At 69.4% G+C, this 14,309-nt stretch carries 15 protein-coding genes; 6 read left to right on the top strand and 9 right to left on the bottom strand.

Features of this window, described 5'->3' with window-relative positions; all coding sequences use genetic code 11:
- Positions 1 to 79: 79 nt before the first annotated feature.
- Genes ACZ6ZD_RS10380 through ACZ6ZD_RS10360 form a run of 5 tightly spaced genes read right to left on the bottom strand, consistent with a single transcriptional unit; the run spans position 80 to position 4,190 of the window.
- Entirely contained in the window at positions 80 to 1,153 is a 1,074-nt protein-coding gene (locus tag ACZ6ZD_RS10380) for a hypothetical protein (RefSeq protein WP_465670435.1), read from the bottom strand.
- Positions 1,150 to 1,563, bottom strand: a complete 414-nt coding sequence (locus ACZ6ZD_RS10375; protein WP_465670433.1) for a hypothetical protein — start codon at positions 1,561 to 1,563, stop codon at positions 1,150 to 1,152. The genes ACZ6ZD_RS10380 and ACZ6ZD_RS10375 overlap by 4 nt, the downstream gene beginning before the upstream one ends.
- Before the next feature lie 20 nt (positions 1,564 to 1,583).
- Positions 1,584 to 2,678: a hypothetical protein gene (locus ACZ6ZD_RS10370; RefSeq protein ID WP_465670431.1), complete on the bottom strand. Its 1,095-nt coding sequence runs from the start codon at positions 2,676 to 2,678 to the stop codon at positions 1,584 to 1,586.
- Between the two features lie 5 nt (positions 2,679 to 2,683).
- On the bottom strand, positions 2,684 to 3,094 hold the full coding sequence (locus ACZ6ZD_RS10365) for a hypothetical protein (protein WP_465670429.1): 411 nt from the start codon (positions 3,092 to 3,094) through the stop codon (positions 2,684 to 2,686).
- A gap of 10 nt (positions 3,095 to 3,104) precedes the next feature.
- Positions 3,105 to 4,190: a LacI family DNA-binding transcriptional regulator gene (locus ACZ6ZD_RS10360; protein ID WP_465670427.1), complete on the bottom strand. Its 1,086-nt coding sequence runs from the start codon at positions 4,188 to 4,190 to the stop codon at positions 3,105 to 3,107.
- An 81-nt stretch (positions 4,191 to 4,271) separates the two neighbouring features.
- Here ACZ6ZD_RS10360 and ACZ6ZD_RS10355 point away from each other — a divergent pair, with 81 nt between their 5' ends.
- The 3 genes from ACZ6ZD_RS10355 to ACZ6ZD_RS10345 all read left to right on the top strand — a co-directional run bounded on the left by ACZ6ZD_RS10355 (position 4,272) and on the right by ACZ6ZD_RS10345 (position 8,929).
- Complete coding sequence (locus ACZ6ZD_RS10355) at positions 4,272 to 4,895, top strand: DUF624 domain-containing protein (protein WP_465670425.1); 624 nt, start codon at positions 4,272 to 4,274, stop codon at positions 4,893 to 4,895.
- 53 nt (positions 4,896 to 4,948) lie between these two features.
- Positions 4,949 to 6,373 carry a DHA2 family efflux MFS transporter permease subunit gene (locus ACZ6ZD_RS10350; protein ID WP_465670423.1) on the top strand — a complete coding sequence of 475 codons (1,425 nt, stop codon included), beginning with the start codon at positions 4,949 to 4,951 and terminating at the stop codon, positions 6,371 to 6,373.
- Between the two features lie 120 nt (positions 6,374 to 6,493).
- Positions 6,494 to 8,929, top strand: a complete 2,436-nt coding sequence (locus ACZ6ZD_RS10345) for a Tex family protein (RefSeq protein ID WP_465670421.1) — start codon at positions 6,494 to 6,496, stop codon at positions 8,927 to 8,929.
- Between the two features lie 166 nt (positions 8,930 to 9,095).
- Here ACZ6ZD_RS10345 and ACZ6ZD_RS10340 read toward each other — a convergent pair whose 3' ends face one another.
- The 4 genes from ACZ6ZD_RS10340 to ACZ6ZD_RS10325 form a co-directional block, all read right to left on the bottom strand.
- On the bottom strand, positions 9,096 to 10,094 hold the full coding sequence (locus ACZ6ZD_RS10340; protein ID WP_465670419.1) for a hypothetical protein: 999 nt from the start codon (positions 10,092 to 10,094) through the stop codon (positions 9,096 to 9,098).
- An 11-nt stretch (positions 10,095 to 10,105) separates the two neighbouring features.
- On the bottom strand, positions 10,106 to 10,618 hold the full coding sequence (locus tag ACZ6ZD_RS10335) for a SigE family RNA polymerase sigma factor (protein ID WP_465670417.1): 513 nt from the start codon (positions 10,616 to 10,618) through the stop codon (positions 10,106 to 10,108).
- Between the two features lie 59 nt (positions 10,619 to 10,677).
- Positions 10,678 to 11,454, bottom strand: a complete 777-nt coding sequence (locus tag ACZ6ZD_RS10330; protein ID WP_465670415.1) for a GNAT family N-acetyltransferase — start codon at positions 11,452 to 11,454, stop codon at positions 10,678 to 10,680.
- A gap of 75 nt (positions 11,455 to 11,529) precedes the next feature.
- The gene (locus ACZ6ZD_RS10325; protein ID WP_465670413.1) at positions 11,530 to 11,952 is read right to left on the bottom strand and encodes a winged helix-turn-helix transcriptional regulator; all 423 of its coding nucleotides are present in this window, start codon (positions 11,950 to 11,952) and stop codon (positions 11,530 to 11,532) included.
- Between the two features lie 67 nt (positions 11,953 to 12,019).
- Between ACZ6ZD_RS10325 and ACZ6ZD_RS10320 the strand changes: the two genes are divergently transcribed.
- The 3 genes from ACZ6ZD_RS10320 (at position 12,020) to ACZ6ZD_RS10310 (ending at position 14,207) form a co-directional block, all read left to right on the top strand.
- The gene (locus ACZ6ZD_RS10320; RefSeq protein ID WP_465670411.1) at positions 12,020 to 13,411 is read left to right on the top strand and encodes an MFS transporter; all 1,392 of its coding nucleotides are present in this window, start codon (positions 12,020 to 12,022) and stop codon (positions 13,409 to 13,411) included.
- Positions 13,412 to 13,698: 287 nt separating this feature from the next.
- Positions 13,699 to 13,893, top strand: a complete 195-nt coding sequence (locus tag ACZ6ZD_RS10315) for a hypothetical protein (protein WP_465670409.1) — start codon at positions 13,699 to 13,701, stop codon at positions 13,891 to 13,893.
- The gene (locus tag ACZ6ZD_RS10310) at positions 13,890 to 14,207 is read left to right on the top strand and encodes a hypothetical protein (protein WP_465670407.1); all 318 of its coding nucleotides are present in this window, start codon (positions 13,890 to 13,892) and stop codon (positions 14,205 to 14,207) included. Before ACZ6ZD_RS10315 ends, ACZ6ZD_RS10310 begins: the two co-directional genes overlap by 4 nt.
- Positions 14,208 to 14,309: the final 102 nt, after the last annotated feature.

Genomic DNA, 14,309 nt, shown 5'->3' with positions numbered 1-14,309 from the left:
CCCTGGCGCTCGAACGATCACTTTCGATCAGTTCCGGAACTCAACCGATCAAAGTTCCGCGCAGCACCCCACTTTTCGCCTACCGCTGCACCTCAGACCCACGCTCCGGCCCAGGCTGGCTCCCGCCGCGGCGGGAGCCCATGTCAGCATCGTCGAGGCGGGTGGCGGAGGTGAGGGGTTCGGCCCCGGAACGGCTGGCATGGACGGCGGTCGCGAGGTCGGGTGGGAGCGCGGAAACATTGACAGACGGGGCACCTGGAGCCGGTTTCCGGTCTGCATCCTGCTGAGCCGCCGTACCAACTCCAGCAGCACGCTGCACTTGCTGACTCGAGGGCGGCATTTGCCACTGCTTCTTGAGCTCCCTGACCGCGCGGAATCCTTGATGCGCCGCCTCGCCGCCGACCGCGCGCCGATCCTCTTCCGAAGCATTCTCCGGTAGGTTGTCGATCCGCGCGAAGGACACACGCATCGCTTCCGCGATCCGATTGACCGCTTGCGCGCGCTGATCGGACGGCACCAGGCCTGGAAGATCGCTGCTGTCGTAGATCGCCTCCGCGACAGCCGTGAACTTCTGGTCGGCGGGCACGACAGCCATCCGCTGAATCATCTCGGCGCGGCTCGTTCCGGACCGCCGAGCGGTTGCCTCCGCGAACGTCTCGGCAGCGGGCAGGTACTCCTGGTAGACCGTGCCCGACCGGACGTTCTTGATGCCCGGGGCGATCTCCTCGAGGCCCATTTCGTCGATGTAGTCGTTGAGCACCTGGTGGCTGTAGAGCTCCGTGATGCTCTCTTCCATTGCCCGTACGCCGGGCGTGTGCTGGAAAGCCCGCTGAGCCTGCGCGTGCTCACGCCCCTGGGACGACAGCATGTGGACGTTCTCGTGCAGGACGATCCGGAGCGCGTCCCGGTACCGGCGAAGATCGCTCTTCGGCTGGTTGTGCACGCGGGCGTTGCTGAACATCTCCTGCAACGGCTCGTCGACGGTTCGCGGGTTGTAGGCGATCGCGTGGTCCCACGCGGCGACCCCGCCGGTGCGCCCCTCCCGCGGCAGCGCGCGGAGCCGTTGGTTCCATGAGGAGTGATGCGCTCCCGAGATGCGGACGGCGGCGCCCGCCTGCTCACGCATCAGCTCCCGAAAGCTGGTGACCTTCATGTCACGTCAGATCGCAATGCGTCGAGCAGCATCGTCATCGTGTGACTGTAGGCCTCGATCTCGCGTACCTCGTCGGGCGCGGCGGAGTCGGCGATCCGGTCCAACTGCGTGAGACCTGCCTCGAGCCGGGCGATGCGCTCCTCCGTCGTACCGTCGTAGCCGGTCGCCGCGCCATGCACCCGCCGGATCTCCAACATCCGCTCGGACAAGGCGTCCGCGGGCCGTGGGCGGGTGATGTCCAGGATGATGTCGATGTCGAGCCCGGCGCTCCGGCGGTCGGAAGGGTCCTCGATGCTGTCGGCCAAGCCACGTAGACGCTCAACTTCCGAAGCCAGTTCAGCCCCGCGCAAGCCCGCCTTGACAGCCGCAAGAACCCGGTCGTACTCGACGTCGAACTGGTCGTAGTCCATACCGAGAACGCTAGCGCCATTCAGCGCTGAACTTCGGAGCCTCGTTCCGGGCCGGATGAGCTGCCGTCGCGGCGGGAGCCCATGTTGGACTCGTCGAGGCGGGTGGCGGAGGTGAGGGGTTCGGTGCCGGCGCGGCTGGCGTGGGCGGCGGTGGCGAGGTCGGGCGGGAGGGACTGGGGTGCGGGGGCCGTGGTGGTTTCGGGGGCTGTGGCCTGGGGGGCGAGTGAGTCGTTCGAGCGGGTCTGCTCGGCACTGACTCCTCGCTCCACGCGGGCTTCGGGGGCCGGCATCGACCACTGGCGGCGGATGTCGCGCACCGCGTCGTAACCAGCGCGGGCGGCGGCTCCACCTGCGGCGCGGGCGGCCTTGCGGCGTAGGTCCGGATCCTTGATCTGCTGCGCCTGCTCGATCTGGGCGTAGTCCTTCTTCATCGCGTCGGCGATCTGCTGGACGGCGGCCGCACGCTGGTCGTCGGGGACGAGGCCTGGGAGGTCGCTCGTGTCGTAGATCGCCGCCGCGGCCGCCTCGAACTTCTGCCCGGCGCTGACGGTCGCGATCCTGCGCACGACCTCTTCACTGCCCAGCCCGCTCCGGCTGCCGATCGTCTGGGCGAACGCATCCGCGCCTTGAACGTAGTCGGGATAGATCTCGTGCTTCCCGGCCGCTTTGATGCCGGGCGCGATCTCCTCGAGACCGAGTTCGTCGATGTACTGATCGGTCTTCTGAATCGCGTAGAGCTCGGTGAAGCCCTCCTCGGCCGCCTTGCCGTGCGGAGTGTTGTACTCGGCTTGGTTGCGTCGCGGGTCGGAGCCTTCCCCGGCGAGCATGTGCACGTTCTCGTGCAGCATGGTCTTGATCGCCTTGCGGTAGCTGCGCAGCGTCGCGGCGTCCTGCAGGTGGACGCGCGCGTTGCGGAACATCTCCCGCATCGGCTCGAGGATCCGCCGGTCGTTGTAGCGGACCGTGCCGTGCCATTCGGCCTCTCCGTCAACCGCCTTGGCAGGATCCGTCAGTTCGGTCCGGCCGTTCCAGATCGAACGATGAGCCCCGGAGATCCGGACGGCGGCAGGTGCCTGTTCCGCCAGGAGCTGTCGGTAGGTGGTGGCCTTAGGCACGAGGCTCAGCGTTCAGCTTCGAGTGCACCGACCAGCAGGCTGAGGGTGTGTCCGATACCGCGCATCTCGTCCTGATCCGGAAGGTCGGCGCCGTCCACGAGCTCGGCCAGCTCCGCCAACGCGCGCTCCAGCCGCTGGATGCGTTCCGCCGGCGTGCCGGTCTCGGCGACCGCGGCGGCCTGTAGTTCGTAGGCCTGCTGGAGGCGAGGTGAGCGGGCGGCCGCGGGGGGCGTTGCGAGGATGTCTTCGAGCAGTTCGAGGTCGTGGGCGGCGTCAGCGCGGTCGTTCGGGTCGGTGAGGTCGGCTGCCAGCGCGCGGAGTCGATCGATCTCCGGGCGGGCCTGGGCGGCACTCGCGCCGGTGCGGACTGCCTCGAGGACCTTCCGGTACTCGGTGTCGAACTCTTCGAACTCCATGGCGGGCAATCTATCGGGTGAGGGTTGTGGGTTGGGCGCCGCAGGAAGAGCGGATGTTGAGGGTGGGGAGGAGGGAGAGGTGTTGGGTGGGGGTGGGGTGGGTGGGGGCGGCGGGTTTGGATTGGAGTTTGCGGATGAGGAGGTCGCAGGCGGTTTCGCCGAGGGCTTGGCGTGGGGGGCTGACGGCGGTGAGGGGGACTACGGCGAGGGCGGCGGTGACGTCGTTGTAGACGACTACGGCGAGGTCTTCGGGGACGCGGAGGCCGCGTTCCATGGCGCGTTCGACGAGGCGGGCGGCGTGTTCGTCGGAGTGGATGAGGACGGCGCGGGAGTCGTGGGCCCGGCACTCGGCGAGGAAGGCGTCTAGTTGGGCGAGGGAGGCTGGGTCGTCGCCGGTCTGGGGGAGGCCGGTGGGTGAGAGGAAGACGTCGGCGCCGAGGGTGGCGGCGGCTTGTTCGATACCGCGGCGGAGCCAGTGGGCGGTGACGGTGGGCTGGAGGCTGACGACGATGCGGCGGTGGCCGAGCTGGGTGAAGTGGCGCAGGGCGAGCATGGCGCCGTAGGCGTGGTCGGTGCGGACGTGGTCGTACTCGCGGCCGACGTGCGGGAAGCCGAAGGCGCGCTCCATCAGGACGACCGGGACGTCGATGTCGTCGAGCCGGGAGCCGAGCCGTTCGGCCTCGCCGTCGCCGTACGCGGTGCTGAGCAGGAGACCGGCGACGCCGATGCCGAGCACCTTCTCGATCCGCTCCAGCTCGACGGCGGGGTCGTACCCGGAGATGCCGAGGATGAGGCGCGCGCCGTAGCGGGCGGCCATCGCCTCGGCACCGCGGATGACGTCGGTGTAGTAGAACGACGCCCGCGGGACGACGATGCCGATCGTGAGCCTGGTCCCGGGCGCGTTGTCGTCGGCGGGACCGGCGCCGATCGCGCCGCCGTGGACGCGGCGGAGCAGGCCGGCGGCGTCCAGCTCGGCGAGATCCCGGCGTACTGTGATCGCGGAGACGCCCAGCTCCGCGACCAGCTCGGCCACCCGGAGCCGGCCGTGCCGGCGCAGGCCGCGCAGGATGAGCTCGTGGCGCTCCGGTGCAAGCATGGCGACGTCCCCTGGGATCTCGGGTGATTGTTTGTGATCATACGATCAACCGATACTCGGGCGGAACGAGGAGGCGAAGCGGTGGAACAGGCCGGCCGGACCAACGCCGTACTGGCGAAACTGACGGTGGTCGGCGATCTGCTGATGCTGCAGCTGGTGACCTTGGTGCTGAGCGTGGGCATCGTGACGCTGTTCCCGGCGGCGTTCGCGCTGCAGCGGGTGCTGCCGGATGCGATCAGCCAGGACCGCCCGCAGCTGATGCGGCGGTACTTCCGGGAGTTCGTCTGGGCGTTCAAGCGGTTCTGGCTGTCCGGGCTGGCCCTGTACGTCGGGGGCGGGATGCTCGCGTTCGGTCTGGCGTTCTGGGCGTTCACGGGCGGCCCAGTGCGGTACTTCGCGCTCGCAGTGCTCATTCCGCTGACCGGAATGATCCTGGGGCTCTATCTGAGCGGTCTGGCCGTGCTGACGGACGCCGGGGCGGACGCCACCTTCAAATCGGTGTTCCGGCAGGCCAACCTGTTTCTGCTGCGCAGGTCGCTTCCTGTCGCCGGTGGGGTGGTCGGGCTGCTCACCTGGTTCGCGCTGGCGTCGCAGCTGCCGACACTGCTGGTCATCGGGTCCGGGCTGGTGCCGGCGCTGATCGCGTACTGGCTGGGCGCGCCGGGGCGGCGTACCGAAAAAGATTCGGCCGAGGTGTCAATCTGAGCCTTCGCGGTTCGACGTAGAGGTGTAGATGCCCTCTCGTTAAGGAGACCGCGATGTCCGCGCTGACCGAATCGATCCCCCCGGCCACGAAGAGCGGGCGCTCTCGGTGGCTGGCCCTCTACACGCTGTGCGCGGGGATGCTGATGATCGTCCTCGACGTCACGGTCGTGAACGTGGCGCTGCCCGCGATCCAGGACGACCTCGGTTTCACCAGCTCGTCACTGGCTTGGGTGGTCAACTCGTACCTGATCGCGTTCGGCGGGCTCCTCCTGCTGGCTGGTCGGCTGGGCGACCTCCTCGGTCGGCGGAACGTTTTCACCGCCGGTCTGGTCGTCTTCACGATCGCCTCGGTGTTCTGCGGGCTGGCGACGTCGCAGGAGGTGCTGGTGATCGCCCGGTTCATCCAGGGCGTCGGCGGCGCGCTGACGTCGGCCGTCATCCTGGGCATGATCGTGACGCTGTTCCCGGAGCCGCGAGAGCAGGCGAAGGCGATCGGCGTCTACGCGTTCGTCGCGTCGGCCGGCGGGTCGATCGGCCTGCTCGCGGGCGGCGTCCTGACGCAGGCCATCAACTGGCACTGGATCTTCTTCGTCAACCTCCCGATCGGCGCGCTGACCGTGGCCGCCGGAATGAAGCTGATCGAGAAGGACAAGGGACTCGGGATGGGCCGCGGCACCGACGTACCAGGCGCGGTTCTGATCACCGCTGCGCTGATGCTGGGCGTGTTCACGATCGTGAAGCCCGCTGCGGAGCTGGGCTGGACTGCGAGCCGGACTGTCCTGCTCGGGCTGCTGACTGTCGCGCTGCTGGCCGGATTCGTCGTCCGGGAAGCCACTGCGGCCAACCCGCTCGTTCCGCTGCGCATCTTCCGCTCCCGCAACCTGACCGGCGCCAACCTGGTCCAGGCGCTGTCCAGCTCGGGCATGTTCGGCATCTTCTTCCTCGGCTCGCTCTATCTGCAGCGAGTCCTCGGGTACGACGCTCTGGAGATCGGACTGGCGTTCCTGCCGACCACTCTGGTGATGGGACTGCTCTCAGTGAAGTACTCCGAGAAGCTGGTCACCCGCTTCGGCCCCCGGCGTCCGCTGATCGCCGGACTCTCCCTGGTCACTCTCGGATTGGTCCTCTTCACCCAGGCGCCGGTCGGCGGCAGCTACGTCGTCCACGTCCTCCCCGTGCTCACTCTGCTCGGTCTGGGCGGCGGAATCGCCTTCCCGGCCCTGATGGGTCTGTCGATGGCCGACGTCCAGCCCGAGGACGCCGGACTCGCCTCCGGCCTGATCGGCACCACAGCCGAAGTCGGCGCCGCCCTCGGCCTCGCCGTCCTCGCCACCCTGGCCGCCACCAACACCACCGGCCCCACCCCGCTCCAAGCCCTCACCAACGGCTACCACTTCGCCTTCGCGGTCGCCGCCGCCATCGTCGCCGCCGCCGTCGCGATCGCGATCTTCCTGATGCGCCCGGCCAGGACCAGCTGATCCGGGCCGAGTTGTCCACAGGGTGGGGTGGTGGGTTTCGGGGTGGGGGGTGGGATGGGGAAGGATGTGGGGAGCGGGTCTTGGGCTCGTTGGAGTGGAATCGGTAGAGGGGAACCAAACGTGGTGGTGTTGTCGGTCGAGCAGCGGATCGCCGAGGAGCTGGAGGTCGGCGAGAACCAGGTGCGGGCAGCGGTCGCGTTGCTGGACGAGGGATCTACGGTGCCGTTCATCGCGCGGTACCGCAAAGAGGTCACCGGCGAGCTGGACGACGCGCAGTTGCGCACGCTCGAGGAGCGGCTGCGGTACCTGCGCGAGCTCGAGGAGCGCCGGAAGACGGTGCTGGAGTCGATCGAGAGCCAGGGCAAGCTGGACGACGCGCTGAAGGCGTCGATCCTGGCGGCCGACACGAAGTCGCGGCTGGAGGACATCTACCTGCCCTTCAAACCGAAGCGGCGGACGAAGGCGATGATCGCCCGGGAGAACGGCCTGGAGCCGCTCGCCGACGGGCTGATGGCCGATCCGGACGTCGAGCCGTTCGCGGCGGCGGCGGTCTTCGTGAACGCCGAGGTCGCCGACCCGCAGGCCGCGCTGGACGGCGCCCGCGCGATCCTGGTCGAGCGGTTCGCGGAGGACGCCGACCTGATCGGCGAGCTGCGCGAGCGGGTCTGGTCGCAGGGCCGGCTGGCGTCCGCCGTCCGCGAGGGCAAGGAGACCGACGGGGCCAAGTTCTCGGACTACTTCGAGTTCGACGAGCCGTTCACCAAGATGCCCTCGCACCGGATCCTGGCGATGTTCCGCGGTGAGAAGGAAGACGTCCTGACGCTGTCGATCGAGCCGCTGCCGGCCGGTGTCGAGCCGGACGGGCCGACGGAGTACGAGACGACGATCGCCCGCAAGGTCGGGATCGAGAACGCCGGCCGCCCGGCCGACAAGTGGCTGGTCGAGACGGTGCGCTGGGCCTGGCGGACGAAGATCCTCGTCCACCTCGGGATCGACCTGCGGATGCGGTTGCGCCAGGTCGCCGAGGAGGAGGCGATCCGGGTCTTCGCGTCGAACCTGCGCGACCTGCTGCTGGCCGCCCCGGCCGGTACCCGCGCGACGATGGGCCTCGACCCGGGTTTCCGGACGGGCGTCAAGGTGGCCGTCGTCGACGCCACCGGCAAGGTCGTCAACACCGGCGTCATCTACCCGCACGTCCCGCAGAACCAGTGGGACAAGTCGATCGCGACGCTGGCCGCCCTGGCCGCCGCGCACCAGGTCGAATTGATTGCTATCGGCAACGGTACGGCGTCCCGGGAGACCGACAAGCTGGCCGCCGAGCTGATCGCCAAGCACCCGGAGCTCAAGCTCACCAAGGCGGTCGTCTCCGAGGCCGGCGCGTCGGTCTACTCGGCGTCCGCGTTCGCCTCGCAGGAGCTGCCCGGGATGGACGTGTCGCTGCGCGGCGCGGTCTCGATCGCGCGCCGCCTGCAGGACCCGCTGGCCGAGCTGGTGAAGATCGACCCGAAGTCGATCGGCGTCGGCCAGTACCAGCACGACCTCGCCGAGAACGCGTTGTCCCGTTCGCTGGACGCCGTCGTCGAGGACTGCGTGAACGCGGTCGGCGTCGACCTGAACACGGCGTCCGCGCCGCTGCTGACGCGGGTCTCCGGCATCACGCAGGGGCTGGCCGACAACATCGTCCAGCACCGTGATGTGAACGGCCCGTTCGCGTCCCGGACGGCGTTGAAGGACGTCGCGCGGCTCGGGCCGAAGGCGTTCGAGCAGGCGGCCGGCTTCCTCCGGATCCCCGGCGGGGACGACCCGCTGGATTCGTCCAGCGTGCACCCGGAGTCCTACCCCGTCGTCCGCCGGATCCTGGACGCGACCGGCCAGGACGTGCGGGCCCTGATCGGCTCGGCCGAGCTGAAGCGGCTCAAGGCGGCCGACTTCGTCGACGACATGTTCGGCCTGCCGACCGTGACCGACATCCTGGCCGAGCTGGAGAAGCCGGGGCGCGACCCGCGGCCGGCCTTCAAGACCGCGGTCTTCGCCGAGGGTGTGGACAAGATCGCCGACCTGAAGCCGGGGATGAAACTCGAGGGTCAGGTCACCAACGTGGCCGCCTTCGGCGCGTTCATCGACATCGGCGTCCACCAGGACGGTCTCGCGCACGTCTCGGCGCTCTCGAAGAACTTCGTCAAGGACCCGAGTGAGGTCGTCAAGGTCGGCGACATCGTCACAGTCAAGGTGCTCGAGGTCGACATCCCGCGCCAGCGCATCTCCCTCACCCTCCGCCTGGACGACGAGGTCGGCGGCGGCCGGACGTCGGGCGGCGGCCAGGGCCAGTCCCGCGGCGGCGGTCAAGGCGGTGGCGGCCGTGGGCCGGGCGGCAGCGGTCGCGGTCCCGGCGGTCAGGGCCGCGGGCCGGGTGGCGGCGGTGGTCGCGGGCCGGGCGGTCGCGGCGGCCAGGGCGGCCAAGGCGGTCGCGGTCAGGGCGCGCCGAAGGCCGACACCCCGATGGACGAAGGCTCCCTCGCCGACGCCTTCCGCAAAGCCGGCTTCACCGTTCGCTGAGGTTCAAACCCGGAGGCCCCGGTTCACACCACGCTGGTGTGGCCGGGGCCTCTTCGTTGGTACCGCCAGTGCATCACAATCAGCGCCCGCAAGGCGCTCCACGCCTGAGGGGTCGGGGCCGGACGCAATTGTGGAGCGCCGGCGGTTCGGCTCCGATCGACCGGAGCTACGTGGTGACGATCTCGGTGCGGCCGTCTTTGAAGTGGGCGGTGAACTTGAGCCCACCGTCCTTTCCCGGAGGGTTGGTGTCGATCCAGGCGAACGCGAACCAGCCGTCGTTGACCTCGAACGCGTGCCGGCCGCCACCGGGCCGCTCGACGGTGATCCGGGTGATGCTCGACTCCACCCGTCCGATCCGGTTGTGCCGGTCGAAGCACCTGTTGCCGTCGCAGAGACCCGTGATTCCGGCGTTCAGCTTGAAGGTGGCCCGGAAGGTCCCTCGCTTGACCGGTGACCGGAGAATCGTGGAGTTCGGGTTCATCCGATCGACATCGTTCGCCGACTGCTTCGCCCACAACGAGCAATCGGCGAAGGAGCGACCGGATGGCGAGACCGCCAGCAGCGTGGCCGTTTTGCCAGGCTCGGTGTCCGACGCCAGCACCCGCCACTTGGTCATGTCCGTCCAGTTCCCCACCGAGCAGTTACGCAGCTGGCCTGCCACTGTGGTCGGCACCGGGTCGCGGCGAGTGGCCTCGACGAGTGCCGCCGACGGCTTGTCGCCACCCGGGATGATGCAGTACGCCCACGACACATGATCGCCTGGCTTCAGGTCGTACCCGTGCAGCTCCCCGGCCCGGAACTTGATGGGCTTGCTCAGCGGCCGCTTGATATCCGGGTAGCGCAGGGCGCAGCGGCGGTTCGCCTCGGCGGCGGTCAGGTCGACGCCGAGGGCGGCTTCGCCGCGGGGGACGCCGGGGACGGCGGAGAAGTCTGCGGAGGCGCCGGCGGCGTCGGCGTCCGTGCCGGTGGCGTTGAGGTTGGGGAGGAGGGTGGCGCCGAGGGCGACTACGGCTACGGCGGCGATGCTGCCGCCGGCGCCGGCGAGGCGGCGGTTGCGGCGGCTGCGGCGACCGCGGGCCAGCATCGCGTGCGGGTCGATCGGGTCGAGCGGGTCGGTGGCGGCGAGTCGTTCGAGTTCGACGCCGACAACGCGTTCGTTGTCCATCAGGTTCTCCTTCATGCGAGCCAGCCGGCCAAGCGGGTCTGGTCGATGGCGGTTCGGAGAGTGTCGAGGGCCCGCGCCGTCTGGCTCTTCACGGTGCCCTCCGAGCAGCCCAGGATCTGGGCGGTCTGCTCGACGGACAGGTCCTCGTAGTACCGCAGCACCACGCAGGCCCGCTGCCGCGGGGCCAGCAGTGCGAGCGCGGCGAGGACTTCGTCCCGATCGGCGTGCCGGACGGCGGGATCGGCGTCCCCCACCTGGTCCGTCAGCTGGTCAACGGTCGGCACTTCCCGGCGCCAGGGGCGCCGACCGTTGTCCACGGCCGCGTTGACGACCACTCGGCGGGCGTAGGCGAGCGGGTTTCCGTCGCGATCGATCTTCGCCCACGAGCGGTACAGCTTGCACAAAGCGTCCTGTACGACGTCGTCGGCGCGATGCCAGTCGCCACACACCAGATACGCCGTCCGCCGCAGCGCGCTACTCGCGGCGGCGACGAAGTCGACGTACTCCTGGTCCCGGTTCACCATCGGCCCTCCACTCTCCTCTGTCTCCTGGGATACGAGAAGGCGAGTGGCCGGGGTTGCATCTAGCGCAGATCGGCCAGGTGACCGCCGGGGTCACCGAGGTGGACGGCGGTCGCCCGCGGGCTGTAGCCGATGCGGCGGTAGACGCGGTCGGCGCCGTCGTCGCCCGGGGTCAGCCAGGCCAGCGTGGCGCCGGCCAGCTCGAAGGCCTGCTGCGTCGCGTACGCCGTGGCGATGCCGGCGAGCCCGCGCCGCCGGTGGCTGTGGATCGTGCCGACGCCGGCGACCTCGGTCACGCCGTCCGCGACCGCCGTCCAGGAGGCGCTGGCGGCCGGGACGCCGTCCACGCGAAGGAGTACGCAGCCGCCGTTCGCGGGCACGGGCTGGAACGTGAAGCCGACGCTGTCGTCCTCGTAGGCGTCAGCGGCGACCGCGTTCGCCTCGGCCTGCTCGGCGTCCGAGCTCACGACCAGCGCAGTGACGCCGGCCGGCAGCGTCGGGTCGACCAGCTCCTCCGGCTCGACGACCAGCAGCGGCGGCCGGGACACGATCGTCATCCCGTGCGTCTCGAGCTCATCGGCGAGCCCCGGGTTCGCCTCTTCGATCAGCTCGGCGCTCAGCCAGCGCCCCTCGGCCCCGAATGCCTGCCGCAGCACGGCCAGCGCCTCGCGCACCTCGTCCGGATCGAACGGCTTACCGGGCTCAGCAGCCACCATCGTCGACAGGTACCAGGCGTCGTCGTCGTGCAGGAGCCCCACCAACGGCCCCACCACGATCTGCCGCCGCGACCTCGACAACCCGTCCAACTGCGCCCGCGCGATCCGCGCCCCGATCTGCATACCCCCGACCCTAATCCGCCCCGCGGACCATCTTCGACCGCATTTCCGCAGGCAGAACCAGCAAGCAGCCGGCGTTCAGTTGACCGGCGAGGCCGCGGCGGCGTCGTAGCGGGCTCGGGCGCCGGCGATCTCGGCCTGGTGGGTCTCCGTCCAGGTGACGAGGGACTGGATGGTGGCGTGCAGGCCGACGCCGAGGGGCGTGAGGGCGTAGTCGACGCGCGGTGGGACGACGGGGTGGACCGTCCGGCTCACGAGGCCGTCGCGCTCGAGCTGGCGAAGGGTGACGGTGAGCATCCGCTGGCTGATGCCGTCGATGGTCTTCTTGAGCTCGGTGAAGCGCATCGAACGGTCGTCGAGCAGCGCGATCACGAGCAGCGACCACTTGTCGGCGATCCGGTCCAGGATCTGGCGGACGTCGCAGTCCTCGCGACTGTCCCACTGGAAGGCGTCGGAGGTATCGCAGCAGTAACCCGGTTCTTCCAAAGTGCCTTCTTCCATGTTTCCAGATGGTTCCTGAAGATGGGGTCAGTTACAAGAGAGAACCATCAACCACCTGGGAGTTTGCGTGTCGACAACCGTTACCCCGGCGCGACTCACCGGCCGCGCCTGGGCCGTTCTGCTGATCCTCTGCGGCGCGATCTTCCTCGAGGGCATCGACGTCTCGATGATGGGCGTCGCGCTGCCTTCCATCCGCGCGGACCTCGGTCTGCCGACCAGCGAGCTCCAGTGGGTCGTCAGCGCCTACGCGCTCAGTTACGGCGGGTTCGTGCTGCTCGGCGGCCGCGCCGCGGACCTGCTCGGCCGGCGCCGGATGTTCGTCGGCTGGCTGGTCGTCTTCCTGTTGTTCAGTGGCCTCGGCGGGCTCGCGGAGGAGGGCTGGGTGCTGATCCTGGCCCGCTTCGCCACCGGCGTTGCCGCGGCCTTCATGACGCCGGCCGGCCTGTCCATCATCACCACGACCTACCCGGAGGGCCCGCAGCGCAACAAGGCCGTCCTCGTGTACGCCGGGACCGGCGCCGCCGGGTTCTCGCTGGGTATGGTCGCCGGCGGGCTGCTCACCAGCATCGGCTGGCGCTGGGTCTTCTTCGCACCCGTGCTCGTCAGTGCCGCCATCCTGGTCGCCGCGCTCGTCCTGCTGCCGAAGGACACGCCGAGCGCCGTACGCCGAGGCGGGTTCGACCTCGGCGGGACCTTCACCCTGACCGGCGCGATGCTGCTGCTCGTGGCCACCGTCGTCCGCGTCCCGGAGGTGCCGGCCATGCAGTCGGTGGTGACGGCCGCGGCCGGTCTGGCGCTGCTGACCGCGTTCGTGCTGATCGAGCAGCGGGTCGCGAACCCGCTGATCCGGCTCGGGCTGCTGCGGAACGCGCCGCTGATCCGGGCCAACCTCGGCGCGATCCTGCTGATCGGATCGTTCATGGGCTTCCAGTTCCTCGCCGTGCTCTACCTGCAGGAGCTGCGCGGCTGGTCGGAGTTCCACACCGGCCTGGGGATGATGGTGATCGGGATCGACGCCGTCCTGGCCCCGACGCTGACGCCGTGGCTGGTCAACCGCTTCGGGAACGGCCGGGTGATCCTCGGCGGCTTCGTGGCCGCCGTCCTCGCGTACGTCGCGTTCCTCCCACTCGGTACGACGTTCGCCGCGATGCTGCCCGCGTTCCTGTTGCTCGGGCTCGGGTTCGCGCTGGCCTACGGGCCGTTGACGATCGCGGCCACCGAGCGGGTCGCCGAGCACGAGCAGGGGCTGGCCGGCGGCGTGCTGACGACGTCGTTCCAGTTCGGGTCGGCGCTCGGGCTCGCGGTGGTCGCCGCCGTCCTGGCGACAGCCGACGAATTGACCGCCGCGGACTTCCGCAACGGGCTGGTCGTGCCGCTGGTCGCGGCCGTGCTCGGGGTCGGTGTCGCGGTCGGTGGATTACGCGCTCCGATGCGTGACCGGGTGGCCGCAAAGGGTTAGCAGGAAGGGCGACATTTCCATCGGACTCGAAACCTCCGGCGGCTGCGCGAATCGTTATTGGTAAATCCGTGCAAACATTCTTGACAGACTATTCGGGACGGCGGATAAGCAGTCGATGAGTCCGCCCTGACCTGGGGATTCACCGGCATTCCCTACTCTGCGTCAAGGCTGTGTAAAGGTCCCTGCGGAAGTGTTCCTCAGGTAGCGGTAAGTGATGTGTTCTTTTCTCAGCGCCGGACAAAGTCGTCCGGGGTGCCGATCGAACCACTGCCGAAGAAGGACCGCTGATGACCGAGTCGCTGGAAAACCCCGCCCCGCAGCACCGCGTGCGGGTCTGGTTCGGCGCTCACCCGATCGCGGACCACACCGCCACAGCGGAGCAGGCAGCGCAGTACGAGGAAGCCATGCGGCGCCGGTTCGCCTCCCTCCGGGTGACGAGCGAGCCGGTGCCGGCGGGCGCCGTGGCGGGTCCGGGACGATGACGACCCGGCCGACGCTACTCGGATACGTGCGGGCCGACGCGCTCAGTTGCGCGGAGGAGCTGGCCGCGGCGACGCATTCGCTCGCCGCCTTCGCCAGCGCGGAGGGATTCACCCTCGGCACGGTCTACACCGAGCGCGACACGGCCGAGTCCGCGGCTTTCCACGCACTGCTCGAGGAGGTGAAGCGGTCCGACGTCCGGGCGGTCGTCGTACCCGCGATGCACCACCTCGGTTCGGTCGGCACTCCGGCTGCCATGCGCCGGCACCTGGAGTTCCACCACGCCCACGTGTGGGCCGTGGATCCGAAGGGATAACTCAACACAGACAAGCGGAGCTGACGTCTTGACCCCTGCATCGGCGTCGGTTCCGCTCTCCACCTCCACAGCTGCACCGGGAATGCCCGGGCGGTAGTGGAC

The sequence above is a fragment of the Kribbella sp. NPDC104218 genome (assembly GCF_055584105.1).
This window is presented reverse-complemented; position numbering and strand designations above follow the sequence as displayed.